The sequence below is a fragment of the Cohaesibacter sp. CAU 1516 genome (genome assembly GCF_005771485.1).
Classification (GTDB): Bacteria; Pseudomonadota; Alphaproteobacteria; order Rhizobiales; family Cohaesibacteraceae; genus Cohaesibacter; species Cohaesibacter intestini.
This window is the reverse complement of the sequence record NZ_VANT01000001.1, coordinates 914784-931603: the sequence shown is the minus strand read 5'-3', so window position 1 is coordinate 931603 and position 16820 is coordinate 914784. Positions and strand designations below refer to the sequence as shown.

Annotated in this window: 15 protein-coding genes; 3 read left to right on the top strand and 12 right to left on the bottom strand. The window is 55.9% G+C overall.

Annotation, left to right across the window (positions count from 1 at the left end):
* Positions 1–223 precede the first annotated feature (223 nt).
* Positions 224–1384 carry a DUF2865 domain-containing protein gene (locus FDK21_RS04350; protein WP_171021939.1) on the top strand — a complete coding sequence of 387 codons (1161 nt, stop codon included), beginning with the start codon at positions 224–226 and terminating at the stop codon, positions 1382–1384.
* Here FDK21_RS04350 and gltX read toward each other — a convergent pair.
* The 9 genes from gltX to FDK21_RS04305 all read right to left on the bottom strand — a co-directional run bounded on the left by gltX (position 1344) and on the right by FDK21_RS04305 (position 11731).
* Entirely contained in the window at positions 1344–2684 is a 1341-nt protein-coding gene (gene gltX, locus FDK21_RS04345) for a glutamate--tRNA ligase (RefSeq protein ID WP_138147605.1), read from the bottom strand. The two genes, FDK21_RS04350 and gltX, sit on opposite strands and share 41 nt — an antisense overlap.
* Before the next feature lie 39 nt (positions 2685–2723).
* The gene (locus FDK21_RS04340; RefSeq protein ID WP_138147604.1) at positions 2724–4427 is read right to left on the bottom strand and encodes an NAD+ synthase; all 1704 of its coding nucleotides are present in this window, start codon (positions 4425–4427) and stop codon (positions 2724–2726) included.
* Positions 4428–4500: 73 nt separating this feature from the next.
* Entirely contained in the window at positions 4501–4812 is a 312-nt protein-coding gene (locus tag FDK21_RS04335; protein ID WP_138147603.1) for a DUF2834 domain-containing protein, read from the bottom strand.
* A 130-nt stretch (positions 4813–4942) separates the two neighbouring features.
* Positions 4943–6325: a 3-deoxy-7-phosphoheptulonate synthase class II gene (locus FDK21_RS04330; protein ID WP_114009018.1), complete on the bottom strand. Its 1383-nt coding sequence runs from the start codon at positions 6323–6325 to the stop codon at positions 4943–4945.
* A gap of 194 nt (positions 6326–6519) precedes the next feature.
* Positions 6520–7008 (bottom strand): hypothetical protein, encoded by a 489-nt coding sequence (locus FDK21_RS04325; RefSeq protein WP_138147602.1) that lies wholly within the window; start codon positions 7006–7008, stop codon positions 6520–6522.
* A gap of 26 nt (positions 7009–7034) precedes the next feature.
* A complete protein-coding gene (der, locus tag FDK21_RS04320) occupies positions 7035–8483 on the bottom strand; it encodes a ribosome biogenesis GTPase Der (protein ID WP_114009020.1) in 1449 nt (482 codons plus the stop codon).
* 252 nt (positions 8484–8735) lie between these two features.
* Positions 8736–10103 carry a PQQ-binding-like beta-propeller repeat protein gene (locus FDK21_RS04315; protein WP_138147601.1) on the bottom strand — a complete coding sequence of 456 codons (1368 nt, stop codon included), beginning with the start codon at positions 10101–10103 and terminating at the stop codon, positions 8736–8738.
* Positions 10100–10777, bottom strand: coding sequence for a tetratricopeptide repeat protein (locus tag FDK21_RS04310; protein WP_138147600.1), 678 nt, complete (start codon positions 10775–10777; stop codon positions 10100–10102). Before FDK21_RS04310 ends, FDK21_RS04315 begins: the two co-directional genes overlap by 4 nt.
* 384 nt (positions 10778–11161) lie before the next feature.
* Positions 11162–11731, bottom strand: a complete 570-nt coding sequence (locus tag FDK21_RS04305) for an NnrU family protein (RefSeq protein ID WP_138147599.1) — start codon at positions 11729–11731, stop codon at positions 11162–11164.
* Positions 11732–12264: 533 nt separating this feature from the next.
* Between FDK21_RS04305 and FDK21_RS04300 the strand changes: the two genes are divergently transcribed.
* Together FDK21_RS04300 and FDK21_RS04295 are read left to right on the top strand one after the other, a co-directional pair.
* A complete protein-coding gene (locus FDK21_RS04300; protein ID WP_114009024.1) occupies positions 12265–12621 on the top strand; it encodes a TraR/DksA C4-type zinc finger protein in 357 nt (118 codons plus the stop codon).
* Between the two features lie 283 nt (positions 12622–12904).
* A complete protein-coding gene (locus FDK21_RS04295; protein WP_138147598.1) occupies positions 12905–13417 on the top strand; it encodes a L,D-transpeptidase in 513 nt (170 codons plus the stop codon).
* Between the two features lie 40 nt (positions 13418–13457).
* Here FDK21_RS04295 and FDK21_RS04290 read toward each other — a convergent pair whose 3' ends face one another.
* The 3 genes from FDK21_RS04290 to bioB all read right to left on the bottom strand — a co-directional run bounded on the left by FDK21_RS04290 (position 13458) and on the right by bioB (position 16798).
* Positions 13458–13808: a TfoX/Sxy family protein gene (locus FDK21_RS04290; RefSeq protein WP_138147597.1), complete on the bottom strand. Its 351-nt coding sequence runs from the start codon at positions 13806–13808 to the stop codon at positions 13458–13460.
* A 134-nt stretch (positions 13809–13942) separates the two neighbouring features.
* Positions 13943–15493, bottom strand: coding sequence for a glutamine-hydrolyzing GMP synthase (gene guaA, locus FDK21_RS04285; RefSeq protein ID WP_114009027.1), 1551 nt, complete (start codon positions 15491–15493; stop codon positions 13943–13945).
* Positions 15494–15724: 231 nt separating this feature from the next.
* Positions 15725–16798, bottom strand: a complete 1074-nt coding sequence (gene bioB, locus FDK21_RS04280) for a biotin synthase BioB (protein ID WP_348639235.1) — start codon at positions 16796–16798, stop codon at positions 15725–15727.
* Positions 16799–16820 lie beyond the last annotated feature (22 nt).

Here is a 16820-nt window from a genome sequence, read left to right as displayed (position 1 = left end):
CGCCCCCCACACTGCCTGTGAGTGTCTTGTCACTTTTGATCATGGCATTTGCATGTGAAACTGTTTGATGAAACAAAAGGACAATAATTTCGCCTCATTCTGGGGTGATTCTGGATTCAAATCAGCAAAAGGGTGCTGTCGCTCTCATTGCCTGAGCGCCCTTCCCTGCCCCAACCAGCAAGAGCCCTTACCTGCGGGCCAAAAGACGTCCTGAAAGCGGATGATGACCTTGACGCTGCGAACCAAGATTGCCGGATTGACCTTTGCGCTGATGACGCTATCGGCGGGTGTGATGAATGCTCCGAATGCCAGCGCGCAGACCGTGTCACGGGTCACCATTGCCCAGCATTGCGCCCAACTGGAGGGCGAACTGGCCCGGATGCAACGCGCCAAACATTCCCGCTCCAACCGCAATTTCGAGAAATATGACGCCGCCGTCCACAAGCAGCTGGCACAGCTGGACAATGCCAACCGCTTGGCCAAACGGGACAGCTGCACCGGTCGGCGTGGTTTCCTGTTTCGCCGCTCGCCAAAGGCCAGTTGCCCGGCTTTGTTGAAGCGCATTGACAAGATGCAGCGCAATCTCGCCGCTCTGGAGCAAAAGCGCGCACGCTATGCGCCGTCAGCCCCGCAAGACAATGGTCTGGAAAAAGCCCGCATCCTGCGTGAGCTGGGCAATGCGGGCTGTGGCCAGCAATATGACCGCTTTGCTCGCGCCGAACCAATCCAAAAGCGCCGTGGCCTGTTTGGCTCGATTTTCCGCACCCGTGAGAGTAATCTCAGCAGACAATGGGGCTATGATGATCGGGACATCCCGGAAGTCGGCACCTATAAGACGGTCTGCGTTCGGGCCTGTGACGGCTATTTCTTCCCGGTCAGCTTCTCCACCACCCAAGGCAGCTTCGAGCGTGATGAAAATACCTGTCAGTCACGCTGCCCCGGCGCCGATGTTGAGCTGTATATCTATCAAAATCCCGGCGAGACGCCCGAGGACATGCGATCCCTGAGCGGACGCCCCTACAATTCGCTCGAAACAGCCTTCCTCTATCAGAAGGAATATGTTTCCAATTGCAGCTGTCAGGCCCCGCAAAGCCAACTGGCTTCGATCGCCGGCGACAGTGCCCCCTCGCTGCCGACAACACCGGCCAATCCGGCCATTCGGCCAGAGCCTGAAGATGCAGCCCCCACAGGTCCAATCGTGCCTCTGCCAATGCCCAAACAGAGCATCATGGTTGACCCGGACACCCGTGCCGCCCAGCGCTTAGGGGTTGCCTTTGCGCCTTACAAACCACCAGAAGTGCGCTCCGACAAAGGCGTCGTGCACACCGCCGATGGTCGCTCCATCAGGATAGTCGGTCCGAAGTTTTTTGGTACCCAAGAATAGGCAGAAAAGCCGCCAGTTCTGGCCCATGGGACCGTCCGGTCAAGGCCACCCGCAGCGGCATGAACAGACCTTTGCCCTTGCGCCCGGTCTCGCTCTTCACCGCATTGGTCCAGGCCTTCCAGGTCGTGCCATCCCAAGGCTCATTGGGCAACAATTCCAAGGCCTTGGCATAAAAACCTGAATCATCTTCTGATCTGGCAACCGCATCTTCGGGCAGGCCTTTGTCGACGATATCCCACCAGCCCTTGGCGTCGGGCAGCCGCTCGATATTGCCACGCACGGCGAGCCAGAATTCTTCGCCACCCGCAACGCCCAAAGCCGCCAGACGGTCGCTCACCTGTGCATAGCTCTTCTCATGCAGGATGCGCGCATTGAGGTGCCCAAGGTCGGCCATATCGAATTTCGATGCATTGCGCGACACTTTATCCAGCTCGAACAAATCGGCCAAAGCCTGCATATCGGCCAGCGGCTGCACCGGTTCGGACGTGCCAATCAGAACCGCAAAGATCGCAACCGACAAAGGCTCGTTGCCCTCGTCCTTCATGGTACGGATCGACAAAGAACCGAGACGCTTCGACAGTCCTTCGCCGGTCGCACTGGTCAGCAAATTGTGATGGGCAAAGCCCGGAGCCTTGCCGCTAAGCAATTCAAACAGCTGGATCTGCACCGCCGTGTTGGTCACATGGTCATCACCGCGGATCACCATGGTGACGCCCATATCAATATCGTCAATCACCGATGGGAGGGTATAAAGGTAAGTGCCATCTTCGCGGATCAGCACCGGATCGGACACGCTGTCGCATTCAATGCTTTGCTCACCGCGCACACCATCTTGCCAGGCGACGGTCTTGTGATCGAGCAGGAAGCGCCAATGGGGCCGACGGCCTTCGGCCTCAAAGGCGGCTTTTTGTTCCTCTGCCAGCTCCAAGGCGGCCCGATCATAAACCGGTGGCAAGCCACGGGCTCGCTGGCGCTTGCGCTTGCGGTCCAGCTCATCAGCTGTCTCATAACAGGGATAAAGCCGTCCCATAGCCTTCAGCTTCTCGGCCACCGCATCATAGGACGCCATCCGGGCCGACTGTTTTTCCACCCGGTCAGGCTTGATCCCAAGCCAGTCGAGATCTGCTGCAATACCGTCGGCATATTCCTGCCTGGAGCGTTCTTGATCGGTGTCATCAAACCGCAGGATGAATTGCCCGCCGCTTTTGACAGCGGTCAGCCAATTGATCAGCGCCGTGCGCGCATTGCCAATATGAATATTGCCCGTCGGAGACGGAGCGAAGCGAACGATTTCAGCCATCAGGCGATCTTCCTTTAAAGTCTGGAAACGGTCGGAACGTCAGCTGCGGTCCCGGAAGCCGTTGGTAATGGGGTAGCGGCGGTCGCGCCCGAAATTCTTTTCCGACAATTTGACCCCCGGCGCCGACTGGCGGCGCTTATATTCAGCGATATAGAGCAGATGCTCGATGCGATGGACCAGAGCCTTGTCATTGCCCCGTTCGACAATCTCATCGACCGCCATTTCCCTCTCGACCAGACATTCAAGAATGTCATCGAGCACCGGATATTCCGGCAAGCTGTCCTGATCTGTCTGGTTCTCGCGCAATTCTGCCGTTGGTGCCTTGGAAATGATGTTGGTCGGGATCACCTCACCACCCGGCCCCATCGTCCCGTCCGGCTTGTTGGCATTGCGCCAAGCAGACAGGTGATAGACCTGCATCTTATAAAGATCCTTGATCGGATTGTAGCCGCCATTCATGTCGCCATACAACGTCGCATAGCCAACCGACATTTCGGACTTGTTGCCGGTGGTCACGACCATATGGCCGAATTTGTTGGAGATCGCCATCAGGATGGTGCCACGGGCGCGCGATTGGAGATTCTCCTCCGTCACCCCTTCGTTGGTGCCATCAAACAGGCTTGAGAGGGCATGAGCAAAGCCATCCACCGGCTCGGCAATGTCGACAATGTCATAGCGCACGCCAAGGGCTTTGGCACAATCAGCCGCATCCTTGAGGCTTTCCTCCGAGGTATAGCGATAGGGCAGCATCACACAATGCACCCGGTCCGCCCCCAAGGCATCCACGGCCAAAGCGGCGCATATGGCAGAATCAATCCCCCCCGACAGGCCCAGAACAACACCGGGAAAGCGGTTTTTGTTGACATAATCGCGCAAGCCCAACATGCAGGCAGACCATGCGCCGGCATCGCGATCCATCACAGGAACGATCGGCCCTTCCAGCCGCCAACCCTGCTCACCGCGCACAGCGGTTACCACCTGCTGATCCTCGGCAAAGCCAACCATTTGTGTCGCCAGCGAGCGGTCTGCATTCAGGGCAAAGGACGCGCCGTCAAACACCAACTCATCCTGCCCACCAACCTGATTGACATAGATGAGCGGCAATTCGGTCTCGACCACCCTCTGGACCGCCACTTGCTGGCGAATGTCCCATTTGTCGAGATTGAACGGCGACCCATTTGGCACCACAAGGAGTTCAGCACCTGTCTCCATCAGGCATTCGCAAACATCGCTATCCCAGATATCCTCACAAATGGGCACACCCACAGCCACGCCCCGAATAGACATCGGCCCCGGCATCGGCCCGGCAGAAAAAACCCGTTTTTCATCAAACACGCCATAATTGGGCAGGTCGGCCTTGTAACGCACGGTCTGGACTTCGCCATTATCAAGCAAGCAAACCGCATTATAGAGCTTGCCATCATGCACCCACGGCGTGCCGATCAGGATCGCTGGTGCATCGCCTTCGGTGACCTCTGCAAGCTTTTCGACTTCCGCCCGACAGGCCACCTGAAAGGCTGGTTTCAACACCAGATCCTCTGGCGGATAGCCAGAAATGAACAACTCGGTCAAGACGAGGCAATCGGCCCCCTGTTCTGACGCGACCCTATGGGCGGCCCGTGCTTTGGCAGCATTGCCAGAAAGGTCGCCCAAGATCGGATTGAGTTGGGCAAGGCTGAATGTGAGCTTATCGGTCACGCGCTTTATTCCTGTCTTGGAAGCAGCACCGGAACTTGCCTGCATGACAGGCATCCACTCCGAGCTGCAGACACACGACCCGGCAATTGCCGGGCACATCATTTCAACAATGCAAGGCTTACGCCTTACTCTCTCTCAAGAAGAGATATAAAGGCAGCGCCAACGAGAATCCAACGCAAAGTGTCGCAGGCAGAACCAACCACCAGTTTCTCACACTCAGTTGACGTGCATCGACAAAGGACCAAACCCAGAAAACGAGGATCGACAGACTGATATCCACGGTCAGTCCCTTGGCCACAGCAGTGGGGGTCATCTGGGCAAAGAACAACGCAAAGTCAGCGCCGTGAGAGGAAAAGAAATCAGCGAAATGGATCCACGGCCAAAGCGTACCAACCAAACACATCAACAGATAAAATCGAGCAAGGGTCATATCAATCTCCAGATCTTTGTTGTCTTTTACTGCTTCCCGATCAGGTCCGTTCACCCAAAAGCAAAAGGCACAACAAAAAAAGCCTGACCGTTAAGTCAGGCTTTTTGTATTTTTAGCAGGATCAAATTGATCAGGCGACGTTGGCAGCAGCCTGTTTGCGCTCTTCCCGGTCTTTCTTGATATTGTCGGCAATCAGGAAGGCCAGTTCAAGTGCCTGATCGGCATTGAGGCGTGGGTCACAAACGGTGTGGTAGCGATCGGTCAGATCATCTTCGGTGATCTCATGCGCGCCACCAGTGCATTCGGTGACATTCTTACCGGTCATTTCCACATGGATACCACCCGGATAGGTGCCTTCAGATCGGTGAACCGCAAAGAAGCTCTCGACTTCTTTCAGGATCCGCTCGAACGGACGGGTCTTGTAGCCATTGTTCGCCTTGACCACGTTGCCATGCATCGGATCACAGGACCAGACGACCTTTTTGCCTTCCCGTTTCACGGCCTTGACCAGAGCAGGCAGGTGATCAAACACCTTGTCTGCACCAAAGCGGGTGATCAGGGTCAGGCGGCCAGCCTCGTTGTCCGGGTTCAGCACGTCAATTAGACGCAGAAGATCGTCCGGATCAAGCGACGGGCCACATTTCAGGCCGATCGGATTTTCGATGCCACGGAAGAATTCCACATGGGCATGATCGATCTGGCGGGTGCGGTCCCCGATCCACAGCATGTGGCCGGAGGTGGCATAATAATCGCCAGACGTCGAATCAACCCGGGTGAAGGCCTCTTCATAGCCAAGCAGCAAGGCTTCGTGGCTGGTGAAGAAATCGGTCGAACGCAGTGCTTCCGTCTGCGATGGCTCCACCCCACAGGCACGCATGAAAGCCATTGCCTCGGTGATGCGATCTGCCAGTTCCTGATAGCGGTGGCCTTGTGGACTGTCAGCAAGGAAGCCCATGGTCCATTGATGGACATGATCGAGATTGGCAAAGCCACCCTGCGCAAAAGCACGCAACAGGTTCAGCGTCGCCGCTGACTGCCGGTAAGCCATCTCCATCTTGTGCGGATCAGGGATACGGGCGTCTTCGGTAAAATCGATGCCATTGATGATGTCGCCGCGATAGCTTGGCAGTTCCACACCGTCAACAGTCTCTGTCGGCGAGGAACGCGGCTTGGCGAACTGCCCTGCAATGCGGCCAACCTTGACCACGGGCGATGCGGCGGCAAAAGTCAGCACCGCAGCCATTTGCAGGAATACGCGGAAGAAATCGCGAATGTTGTCAGGGTGATGCTCTGAAAAGGCTTCGGCGCAATCGCCACCTTGGAGCAGAAAACCATCACCTTCAGCAACCCGGGCCAGCTGCTTGCGCAGTTTGCGGGCCTCGCCAGCAAAGACCAAAGGCGGATAGGTTGCAAGGCGACCTTCAACAGCGTCTACTGCCTCCTGGTCGGGATAGTCCGGAACTTGCAGGATCGGCATCGACCGCCAGCTGTCCGGGGTCCAAGTCTTGCTCATAGTACCCTCTTTTTCTTTACTGAGTGCCAGGAAAACCTGGCGGACAAAAAGACCGGCCCCAAGCATTCATCCGATATCAGGCCGGTCGAAACGTTGTTATACACATCTGAACTACACGTTTCCATAGATGTAAGCGCATAAACAGGAAAAGTCTGTGAGTCTTTTTGTTATAAAAGAACAGAAAGACAGCAGATTCAGTCCATTATATTCCCGCGTTTATCGGAAAAAGGCAGCTTGAAATTGCCAAACAACGAGCCGCCATCCGTCTGGGAGGACGCGAGACCATCTGGCGGGCTGCATGTGAAGGCGGCAATACGCTCTCCATCAACGACGGCGATCGGGCCCTCGTCACTCGCTGCATGCCAGCGCCAGTGATAGGCATCATCACTGATGCTCACCGGTTCACCCATTTCGAAATAGGCCTTTGCCAGATTGTCTCCTTGCGCAACTGAGCTGCAGACGCTGGCAGGCAGAGCCGCCCATTGACCACAGGTCCCGTTCAAGTAGCAATCGGGTTTCACACACAGGCCGGGTTTGGCAACCCAGCGGCCACCATCAACAATTTGGCAAACCTGTTGCTGGGCAATCTGCCACGCACCGGGTGCCTTCAGAAGCGCCAGAGGCCAAAGCACGATCCCGCAGACAAGACCAACCACGAAAGCGGCAACAACAGACTGCTTCACAACACTTGCGCCTCCCGACGCCTTTCTTACTGGATTTTCCGCTTTGCTGCCTTCGCGGCATAGGGGTTGTCCCCCTTGCGCATCAGCATCCGCACGGGCACAGCCGGAATATCAAAGCTTTCCCGCAAGTCGTTGAGCAAATAGCGGGTATAGCTATCCGGCAGGGCTTCAGGCCGCGAGCACATCACCACGAAAGTCGGCGGACGGGCTTTGATCTGGGTGGCATAGCGAATTTTGTTGCGCCGACCACCAGCAGCCGGAGGCGGGTGTGAGCCAACCGCATCATTCAGCCAGCGATTGAGCCGGGAGGTCGAAATCCGGCGATTCCAGATTTCATAGATGTCGAGAACGGCCTGCATTAGACGGTCAAGATTTTTGCCCGTCAGACCGGAGATCGGCACCATCGGCACATCGCGCATCTGCGGCAGCAAGCGGGACGCTTTCTCACGCAGATCAGCCATCACTTCCTGAGGATTCTCGATCAGATCCCACTTATTGAGAGCGATCACGATGGCCCGGCCTTCGCGCTGCACCAGATCGGCAATCTGCAAATCCTGCTTTTCGAACGGCTTGGTCACATCAAGCGTGACAACCACCACTTCGGCAAACTGGATCGAACGCAGAGCGTCGGACACTGACAATTTCTCAAGCTTTTCCTGCACCCGGGCTTTCTTGCGCATGCCAGCGGTATCAAACAGCTTGATCTTGCGGTCACGAAACTCCCAATTGACCGAAATGGAATCGCGGGTGATGCCCGCTTCCGGCCCGGTCAACAGGCGGTCCTCACCAATCATGTGATTGATCAGCGTCGACTTTCCCGCATTGGGACGCCCGACAATCGCCACGCGCAGCGGCTTGGTCGGATCATAAAGCGGAGCTTCGGATTCATCATCCTCGATAACGACATCAACCTGTGGCCCGTCTTCCTCGGCAAGCAAGCTGTCGAGCTGATCATTGAGCGGACCGGCAGCCGCCAGTTTTTCTTCCTCATATTTCAGCAATGCTTCATACAGATCGGAAATGCCGATGCCATGTTCGGCGGACAGAGGCACAGGATCGCCAAGTCCCAGCGCAAAGGCTTCATAAAAGCCCGCATCGGATGCCCGACCTTCGGACTTGTTGGCCAACAGGATCGTCGGCTTGCCTGCCTTGCGCACCATCTTGGCGAAATATTCATCCATCGGTGTGATGCCAGCCCGTGCATCCATCATGAACAGAACCACATCCGCCAAGGCAATGGCTTCCTCGGTCTGCAGACGCATGCGGGTTTCAAGCGCATCTTCCTCGGCGACTTCAAGCCCGGCGGTATCAATGATGTTGATCGTCAGATCACCGATCCGAGCTTCGCTCTCGCGGCGGTCACGGGTAACACCGGGCCGGTCATCAACCAGCGCAAGCTTCTTGCCAACCAGACGGTTGAACAAGGTGGATTTGCCGACATTGGGTCGGCCAACAATGGCCACATTCAGTTTCATAACGTTTCCAAAACGCTTTCCGTCCCGACCATCCGGCGCTGCTTGGCAACAGCCTGTCGGGAACGCCAACGGGGAAGACCGCAACCTTGCGCCGTCTCAGCCCGCTAGATAACACAAAACCCCGGACCGGACCCAGGGCACTTCTTATTCTTGTTCGAGCCTTGAAGGAAAGGCCCGCCCTCCCCGCATTTGGCGGGACGGGCGGACCTGATCAATCAAGACAATGATGACTGTCCGTCAGACAAGTCCGGATCAGTTATAGCCGGACAAACGCCCCGATCCACTCAGGGTGATCAGACGACCACCCACCGCGATCGGCGCAATGAAGACAGGATCCTTGGTATTTTTGTTCAGCTTAACCTGCCCATTTTGCGGGCTGACGGCTGCCAGCTGTCCTTCACTGGACGCAGCCCAAAGGCTACCACCGGCAAGCACTGGACCGGCCCAAGTCGACCGCTTTTTCTTCTCTCTAATGGACGGCAACTGGTTTGACCAGCGAATTTTGCCTGTCTTGCGATTGAGCGCAAAGATCCGGTCATCCAGATCAAGCACAAAGACACTGTTGCCGTTGACGACTGGCGCGTGGCTCGAACCGATATTGCGTTCCCAAAGCCGCTCACCATCACGCAGACGGAAAGCCACCATGTTGCCACTGACCGACGCCACATAAGCAACCCCATCAGCAATCACAGGACCACCCGCAACCGCAGAGATGCCAGACACGGCAAAGCGGCGGCTCCCAAGCACCATGGTGTCGGTCCAACGCATTTCGCCGGTTTTGATATCAAGAGCGGCCAGTTCACCGGAAGTGCCAGCAAACAAAACAGTGTTGCCACTGATCGCCGGAGCCGCAGCGCCAATCAGGCCCGCCCCTTCGGGAATGCCATTGAAGGACCAAAGCTCGGTGCCATCAGACACATTGACCGCATAGATCGAATTGGTTGCTGTCACCGCCAGCACGACATTGCCCTGCACCGCAGGCGCGCCGCGGGCCGGCGCATCCAGAGCAAAGGACCACAGACGGCGACCCGAACCACCTTCCAGCGCAACCAGCTCGCTAAAGCCTGACGCCGCATAGACACGGTTGGCATCCATTGCCACGGCACCGCCTGTGGCAATGCCTTTTTCATTTTCCGGCCGAATGGATGTCGACCAGATCCGGCTGCCATTGGCGGCAGAATGAACAGACACCTTGCCATCCGGCCCGTAGACAGCAACACGCCCGCCATAAGAGACCGGACGCGCACCGGCACGTGGATCGCTCTCGCCGCCGCGAATGGTCGCGCTGACGCTCCAAATCCGATTGCCCTGACCGCTATAGGACGCATGAGGCGGATTGTTCGTAGCCGGACCACCAGCCTGCCCCCAGCTGTTGAAGGCAACGGCACCGGAAAGAGAAACCGGGCTGCTGTCTTCGGACTTGATTTCAGCCGCGGTTTCAAACAACGACGTCCGGGTGCCGGGCAATGGCACTTCCTTCTTTGAGAAAGGATTGATGTCACTGGCCAGATCCGCAACGCTGGTGCAGCCAGCCACCAGTCCCACCAATAGCATCGACGCCAACACGCAAACCCGTCGTGCCGTCAGACCTTTGCCGTGGTTCAGCTCAGCTGGTTTCATGAGGATTTTCCTTCGCTTGGCGCGAATTTCGAGCGCAGGAAGTTGGCATAGACCTCGGCCCGCTGACGCATCTGCGAGGGCGTTTCCGCATCAGCCACCATACGCTCGGCAATGGGCAGAGCCTTGTCATATTCGGACTTTTCGATATGGGCCAGCAAGACCAGCTCACGCGCACTGTGACGGAAGCCATTGTCATCCATCATGCCAGACAATTGCAAAATAACGTCATCCGCCTTGCCCTGATCCAGCATCAGAATGTTGGCCCGCACCCGCGCCAGATCCTGAATGACCGCGTCATGGGATGGATTGGCAGCAATCGCTTCAAATCCGGCAATTGCGCCATCAACATCACCTGAAGTGGCTTTCTCGGCAGCAATCCGCATTTCAGCCAGCAACGGGTAGCCACCAGACCCTTCGGCCTTCAGGCTTTCCAAGGCAGCGATGGCTTCGCTCGACTGGTTGTTGTCGGACAGGGTCAGCGCTGCAAGGAAGGCATCGCCAGACTGTTGCGCCTGTGTTTCCTTCCAGTAGTCATAGCCCTTGTTGGCAGCGGTTCCCAACACGATCAGCAGGGCGAAGCCGATAACGAAAGGCCCGAAACGGTCCCAAAGATTGCGGATTTCCTCTTGGCGCAGCTCTTCGTCTACTTCGCGGATAAAATCGGTGTCCGACATGATCTAATGCATCCATCCTTCGACTGAAACGATCAGCAGGTCAAAGCCCGCATCCGATCGCTTCACATACCGGCCATCACCGGCAAAACTCATCCATGCAGGTGAAAAGACCTGCACGTCACTTAATATCTTTTGCCGGACATTAGCGAGTCACACGACAACACGCAATCACTGCAATGCCGTTAGACCCTGAATTGACGGAGAAAACCCCATGCTTGGCCACACCAAGCAGCAAGTACGGGGATCGATCCGGTATTTTTCCAGCCGACATTGCTTCCACAGGCAATGTGGCAGCAATGGGGTCGCACGGCACTTTCCTGCAACCAACTGCCGGACCAAACAGAAGACGGGCCTGTTATTCAGACCTTTTTCGCGAAAACACACTCAGCCGAGTGGTGCCACATCAAAGGCCCATTCATGCAGCCAAAGCACCATCACCGCATAGAAGCCCAAGCCAAGAACGACCGCATAGACATCATTAAGCCAGCGCCCCTCAGGCACGACCACAAGCCCGGCCTGAATGCGTTTTTTGAGCGAGATACGATAGGTGACCGCATAAAACAGGAAAAAGCCAAACAGGATGACATCAGCCAGCGTGCCATTGGCCATCAGATGCGCAAGCGCCCAGATCTTGATGGCAACGGACAAAGGTGAGGTAAGCTTTTCTTTGATCTTGCCCTTGAACGGCGCTGCAAACAGCAGAATGGAGGCAAACAACATCAAGGTTGCTGCCAAATGGCGGGTCCAAACCGGTGGATACCACAGCACCACATCATACCGGGCCTCGAAATACCCCCCGAATATCAGCGCTACGGCAGCAAGAGCGACAATCCCATGCAGGGCACGATAGCCCATCATGCCAATACGCTCCACGAGTGCATTTTTAAGGGTTTGGCGCTGCGGCACCAGATGAATAGCAAAAAACAGGATGATTCCGGCAATCAGGGCGAGCATGTGTATGTCCAGTTCAGTCAGGTCTGCGGGCTAGGTATCGAATGTTGCGGTGACTGTCAATTCTTGAGATCACAACTCAACTATATTTGACAAACGTCCTCCTCACCCTACCCTAACGGCAACCAACGCCACATCCCGTGCGGTAACCGACGCAATTGACCAGAAACCCGCCATTTTCATCCATTGGTCTAGACGCATGCGATAAGATGTCCGCACGCACCAAAAAGCCATTGACCTTCTCTGCCACTTGCACCACGCTATCTGACATAGGAACTCTACGGACAAGTAGAGCAATCGGGTATGAACTTGTCAGATGCCCTTCGTTAAGCATGCAACATGAGGGAAACGCTCTTCTCCCCAAGGCCGCCCCAAGCTGGTATATGGGCTGGGTCAGTGGGGTGAGCCATTCGGCAAGCGCTAAGTGCCAAGTGCGTAGCAACCATCAACAGGCCTACACGGGCGCCCGCCCGGATCGCGGGACAGTGCCTCAGGGCCGCTAGGCTGGCGACCAGAACCGCCATTCGGGAGGTGCCATGTCTATCTCGCCCAAAGCTGCCCTGAAAATGCTCGAAGGAAAGCGCATCGAGATTTCAGATCTGAGTGATATGTCAAAGGAAGCGCGTGACATTGTTTCCCTAGACCAGCAAAGCGTCGGCCGCCTGTCGCGCATGGACGCCCTGCAGGGACAGGCGATGGCAAAGGAAGCCCAGCGCCGCCGCGATGTCGAATTACAGCGGATCGAGCAGGCCTTTCAACGTCTGGAAGATGGCGACTTTGGCTATTGTGTCGAGTGCGACTCCAAAATCCCCCTGAAGCGCCTCGAAATCGACCCCGCCGCAACCCACTGCGTGCAATGCGCTTCCCTGCTGGAAAAGCTGAAAAAGAACTGACGGTCTTAAGGTTAAGGCAAAATGAAGGCAATTGCAGTTTGCAATGGCTCTAAAAGCAGGTTTTGATAGAGGCATCATCTGCACGGAAATCTGTGCGAAGTCGTGAACAGCCTTGCAAACCTGACAGTTCAAGAGACGGAGTTACGAAGCGAACAGCACAAAAGACCACAGGCGCACCAAGCCATGCCCTGATAATGTTCCTTCGATTGGCTCTCCGGTTTGCTCGCCTGGCTGTTTCCGACCTCAGAAGATCGGGGAACAGACTGCAAGGGGAGCAGACACCATGACCGACCGCAATCAAAAATCTCTCTACCATTGCGTCTTGTCCATTGCAGACCAAACCGTAAGGCATGGGGCTCTCAAATGGACAATGATGGCATGCCTTGCCCTTGCCTTGGCACTCACCTTCCAGCCACGTTCGGCTGAGGCGAAAAGCCGGGGCGTTCATGTCACGATTGATATTTCCAGTCAGAAGATGTTTGTCACAGTCAATGGCAAGCGGCGTCACGCCTGGCCTGTCTCGACGGCACGCCGAGGCTATCGCACGCCGATTGGCAAATTCCGTCCAACCCGCATGCATCGTCGTTATTATTCCAAACGATATCGCGGTGCACCGATGCCCCATTCCATTTTCTTTTATCGAGGCTACGCCATCCACGGCACCAATGCCATCAAGCGTTTGGGGCGCCCTGCCTCTCATGGCTGCATTCGCCTGCATCCCGACAATGCCAGAACTCTGTTTGATCTGGTCCGCCGCAATGGTCCTCGCAACACCCGCATCGCCATTCGCCGCTAAAATAAGCAGCGAACCACACGTAAAAGGACGCCAAAGGGGCCTACTCCTTGTCTTTCGGTGGCAGGTCACCAACGAATCGCATTGTCAATGCGATCCAGCCAATCAACTCATCCTGCGAGCAATCATCCGCATCTACCCGGACAAATCCGGTCATCGGACGCGACCCGCTAATCAGGGTGGATGCCCCGGGCCTTGCCAAGGCTTCCATCATGTTTTTCTTGCCGACTCGGAACATAAAAACCCGAGTGCCCGATCTATCAATATGCGTGCCGCCAATCATATTGCCAGCGGTGAGGAAGCAAAGTCCTCCCATCATCTTCACCTCCGCCACATCGGGCAACTCAGCCACGACATCACGGAGGCGATGCGCATCAACTTCATCAAAAGCCATAATAAACCCCACAGATCGCAATACTTTTTTAAAGGGCCATTGTAGCAATTAAGTATATTAGTGCAAACTCATATAAAAAAAGGCACCCCGAAAGGTGCCTTTTTGGAAAATAGTTTTTGAGCAAAAATGAGAAATCATTCCCACTCGATCGTCCCGGGAGGCTTCGATGTGACGTCATAGACGACACGGTTGATGCCTTTGACTTCGTTGATGATACGGGTCGCCGCTTTCGACAGGAAGTTCATGTCGAAATGATAAAAATCGGCGGTCATGCCATCAACAGAGGTCACCGCACGCAGGGCACACACAAACTCGTAAGTCCGGCCATCCCCCATTACACCGACGGTTTGCACCGGCAAAAGCACGGCAAAAGCCTGCCAGATGGCATCGTAAAGACCAGCCTTACGGATCTCATCAAGATAGATCGCATCAGCCTGACGCAGGATGTCGAGTTTCTCGCGGGAGATCCCACCCGGGCAACGGATCGCCAGACCCGGACCCGGGAAAGGATGCCGACCAACAAAGTCACTTGGCAACCCAAGCTCGCGACCCAGCGCGCGGACTTCGTCCTTGAACAATTCGCGCAGTGGCTCGACCAGCTCCATATTCATCCGCTCAGGCAGACCGCCCACATTGTGGTGCGATTTGATGGTCACGGACGGACCGCCGGTAAAGGAGACGGATTCGATCACATCTGGATAGAGCGTCCCCTGAGCGAGGAAATCCGCGCCACCGATCCGTTCGGCTTCATCTTCGAACACATCAATGAACAGGCCACCGATGATCTTGCGCTTGCGCTCCGGATCGGTTTGGCCTTCCAAAGCGGAAATGAAAATTTCCGACGCGTCCACATGCACCAGCGGGATATTATAATGCTCGCGGAACAGGGAAACCACCTGCTCGCTCTCATTCATCCGCATCAAGCCGGAATCGACATAGATACAAGTCAGCTGGTCGCCGATCGCTTCATGGATCAACACAGCCGTCACGGACGAGTCGACGCCGCCAGACAGGCCACAAATGACCTTTTTGTCACCGACCTGCGCCCGAATGCGTGCAATGGCTTCGGCACGGAAATGCGCCATCGTCCAGTCTTTGGAGCAACCGCAGATGTGATGCACGAAATTTGAAAGCAGTTTGCCACCGTCCGGCGTATGCACCACTTCAGGATGGAACATCACGCCATAATGCTTTTTCTCTTCGTTGGCATAAGCCGCATAAGGAGCATTTTCCGATACACCGATCACTTCAAAGCCCGGAGCCAGCTCGACGACCCGGTCGCCATGGCTCATCCAGACTTCGTGACGAGAGCCGATTTTGTCCCAGATGCCCTGAAACAGCGGGCTTTTTCCGACCACTTCCACATAGGCACGGCCGAATTCACGATGGTCGGAACCTTCTGCCTTGCCACCGGTCTGCACACACAGCGTCATCTGGCCATAACAGATCCCCAGAATGGGAATGCCAGCATTGAAGATCGCCTGCGGGGCACGAGGAGACCCGATATCTGTCGTCGAGGCCGGACCGCCAGAGAGGATGATGCCCTTGGGGCGCATCTCGTAAAATGCCTTTTCGGCATTCTGGAACGGCACGATCTCGGAATAGACACCCGCCTCACGCACGCGCCGCGCGATCAACTGCGTGACCTGTGACCCAAAGTCGATGATGAGAATCTTATCCGTCATTGGCCCTTTTTCCTGATTTGCGTTTCGCTCTTGTCCTCGAGCTTTAATCATCCTCTTAGGACGAAGCCACGGCAAACGCAACGTTCCTTGACGATTTCCGTGCATCAAAAAGAAAAATGCCGACTTTTCCAAGTCGGCATTCTTCAATGCTCCAATTGCAGCATCAGATACCCGGCCTTTGAACCCCGAAAAACGCCGGGACACAACGCAGACAGGCCGAGGGGTCTGTTTCTATTCGCCAGCCTCAGCCAAAGGCCCTCCTTCGGCCAGCATTTTTTCCAGATTGGCCTCTGGCACCAGATCATGAGGATGGGTTTCAAACGGCTTGGCCGGACCGGATTCGATCCCGAGCTGCGCCAGCAACTGCCGGTCCGCCACCGCATCCGGATTCTCAGTCGTCAGCAGGGTTTCGCCATAGAAGATCGAGTTGGCACCAGCAAAGAAGCATAAGGCCTGCCCTTCCTTCGACAAGGCCTTGCGTCCGGCAGACAGCCGCACCGCCGAGCGCGGCAGAACGATCCGCGCCACAGCAATCATCCGGATGAAATCGAGAGATTCTACCGACACATGCTCGGCAAAGGGTGTGCCATCGACTGGCACCAGATTGTTGATCGGCACCGATTGCGGGTGGATCGGCAGATTGGCAAGGGTGCAGAGCATGTCAGCCCGGTCGACCTCCTCTTCTCCCAACCCCAGAATGCCACCGGAGCAAACATTGATGCCCACTCCCTGCACAGCTTTGAGCGTATTGAGCCGGTCTTCGTAAGAGTGCGAGGTCACAACCTTGCAATAATGGGATGGCGAGGTATCAACATTGTGATTGTAATAATCGAGCCCGGCATCCTTCAACTGTGCCGCCTGCTCACGGCTCAGCATGCCAAGGGTCATGCAGGTTTCCATTCCAAGGTTTTTCACCTCTTGAATGATCCCCGCCACGCGCTCCATGTCCCGATCCTTGAGATTCTTCCACGCCGCCCCCATACAGAAGCGCGATGCACCCTGAGCCTGCGCCTTCTGGGCATAGGCCTTGACCACATCCTTGGTCAGCATCTTCGAGGCTTGCAAGCCAGTCTGATAACGCGAAGATTGCGAACAATATTTGCAATCCTCCGAGCACCCACCGGTCTTGATATTGAGCAGCGAAGACAACTGCACCTCATTGGCAGGGAAGTTGGCGCGATGCACGCTCTGCGCCTTGAACAACAGATCATTAAACGGCATTTCAAACAGGGCCATGACCTCTTCGCGGGTCCAGTCATGACGGGGGGAAAAGTCTTCGGAATTGGCCAAGAAGGAAAGAGACAAGAAGAAGCTCCTTTCGCAAACG

What these genes read in the sequence shown, in the direction of transcription:
- FDK21_RS04350 (WP_171021939.1), top strand. Translation starts at nt 224, where the DNA reads ATGACCTTGACGCTGCGAACCAAGATTGCCGGATTGACCTTTGCGCTG.
- gltX (WP_138147605.1), bottom strand. Translation starts at nt 2,684, where the DNA reads ATGGCTGAAATCGTTCGCTTCGCTCCGTCTCCGACGGGCAATATTCAT.
- FDK21_RS04340 (WP_138147604.1), bottom strand. Translation starts at nt 4,427, where the DNA reads ATGCAGGCAAGTTCCGGTGCTGCTTCCAAGACAGGAATAAAGCGCGTG.
- FDK21_RS04335 (WP_138147603.1), bottom strand. Translation starts at nt 4,812, where the DNA reads ATGACCCTTGCTCGATTTTATCTGTTGATGTGTTTGGTTGGTACGCTT.
- FDK21_RS04330 (WP_114009018.1), bottom strand. Translation starts at nt 6,325, where the DNA reads ATGAGCAAGACTTGGACCCCGGACAGCTGGCGGTCGATGCCGATCCTG.
- der (WP_114009020.1), bottom strand. Translation starts at nt 8,483, where the DNA reads ATGAAACTGAATGTGGCCATTGTTGGCCGACCCAATGTCGGCAAATCC.
- FDK21_RS04315 (WP_138147601.1), bottom strand. Translation starts at nt 10,103, where the DNA reads ATGAAACCAGCTGAGCTGAACCACGGCAAAGGTCTGACGGCACGACGG.
- FDK21_RS04310 (WP_138147600.1), bottom strand. Translation starts at nt 10,777, where the DNA reads ATGTCGGACACCGATTTTATCCGCGAAGTAGACGAAGAGCTGCGCCAA.
- FDK21_RS04305 (WP_138147599.1), bottom strand. Translation starts at nt 11,731, where the DNA reads ATGCTCGCCCTGATTGCCGGAATCATCCTGTTTTTTGCTATTCATCTG.
- FDK21_RS04300 (WP_114009024.1), top strand. Translation starts at nt 12,265, where the DNA reads ATGTCTATCTCGCCCAAAGCTGCCCTGAAAATGCTCGAAGGAAAGCGC.
- FDK21_RS04295 (WP_138147598.1), top strand. Translation starts at nt 12,905, where the DNA reads ATGACCGACCGCAATCAAAAATCTCTCTACCATTGCGTCTTGTCCATT.
- FDK21_RS04290 (WP_138147597.1), bottom strand. Translation starts at nt 13,808, where the DNA reads ATGGCTTTTGATGAAGTTGATGCGCATCGCCTCCGTGATGTCGTGGCT.
- guaA (WP_114009027.1), bottom strand. Translation starts at nt 15,493, where the DNA reads ATGACGGATAAGATTCTCATCATCGACTTTGGGTCACAGGTCACGCAG.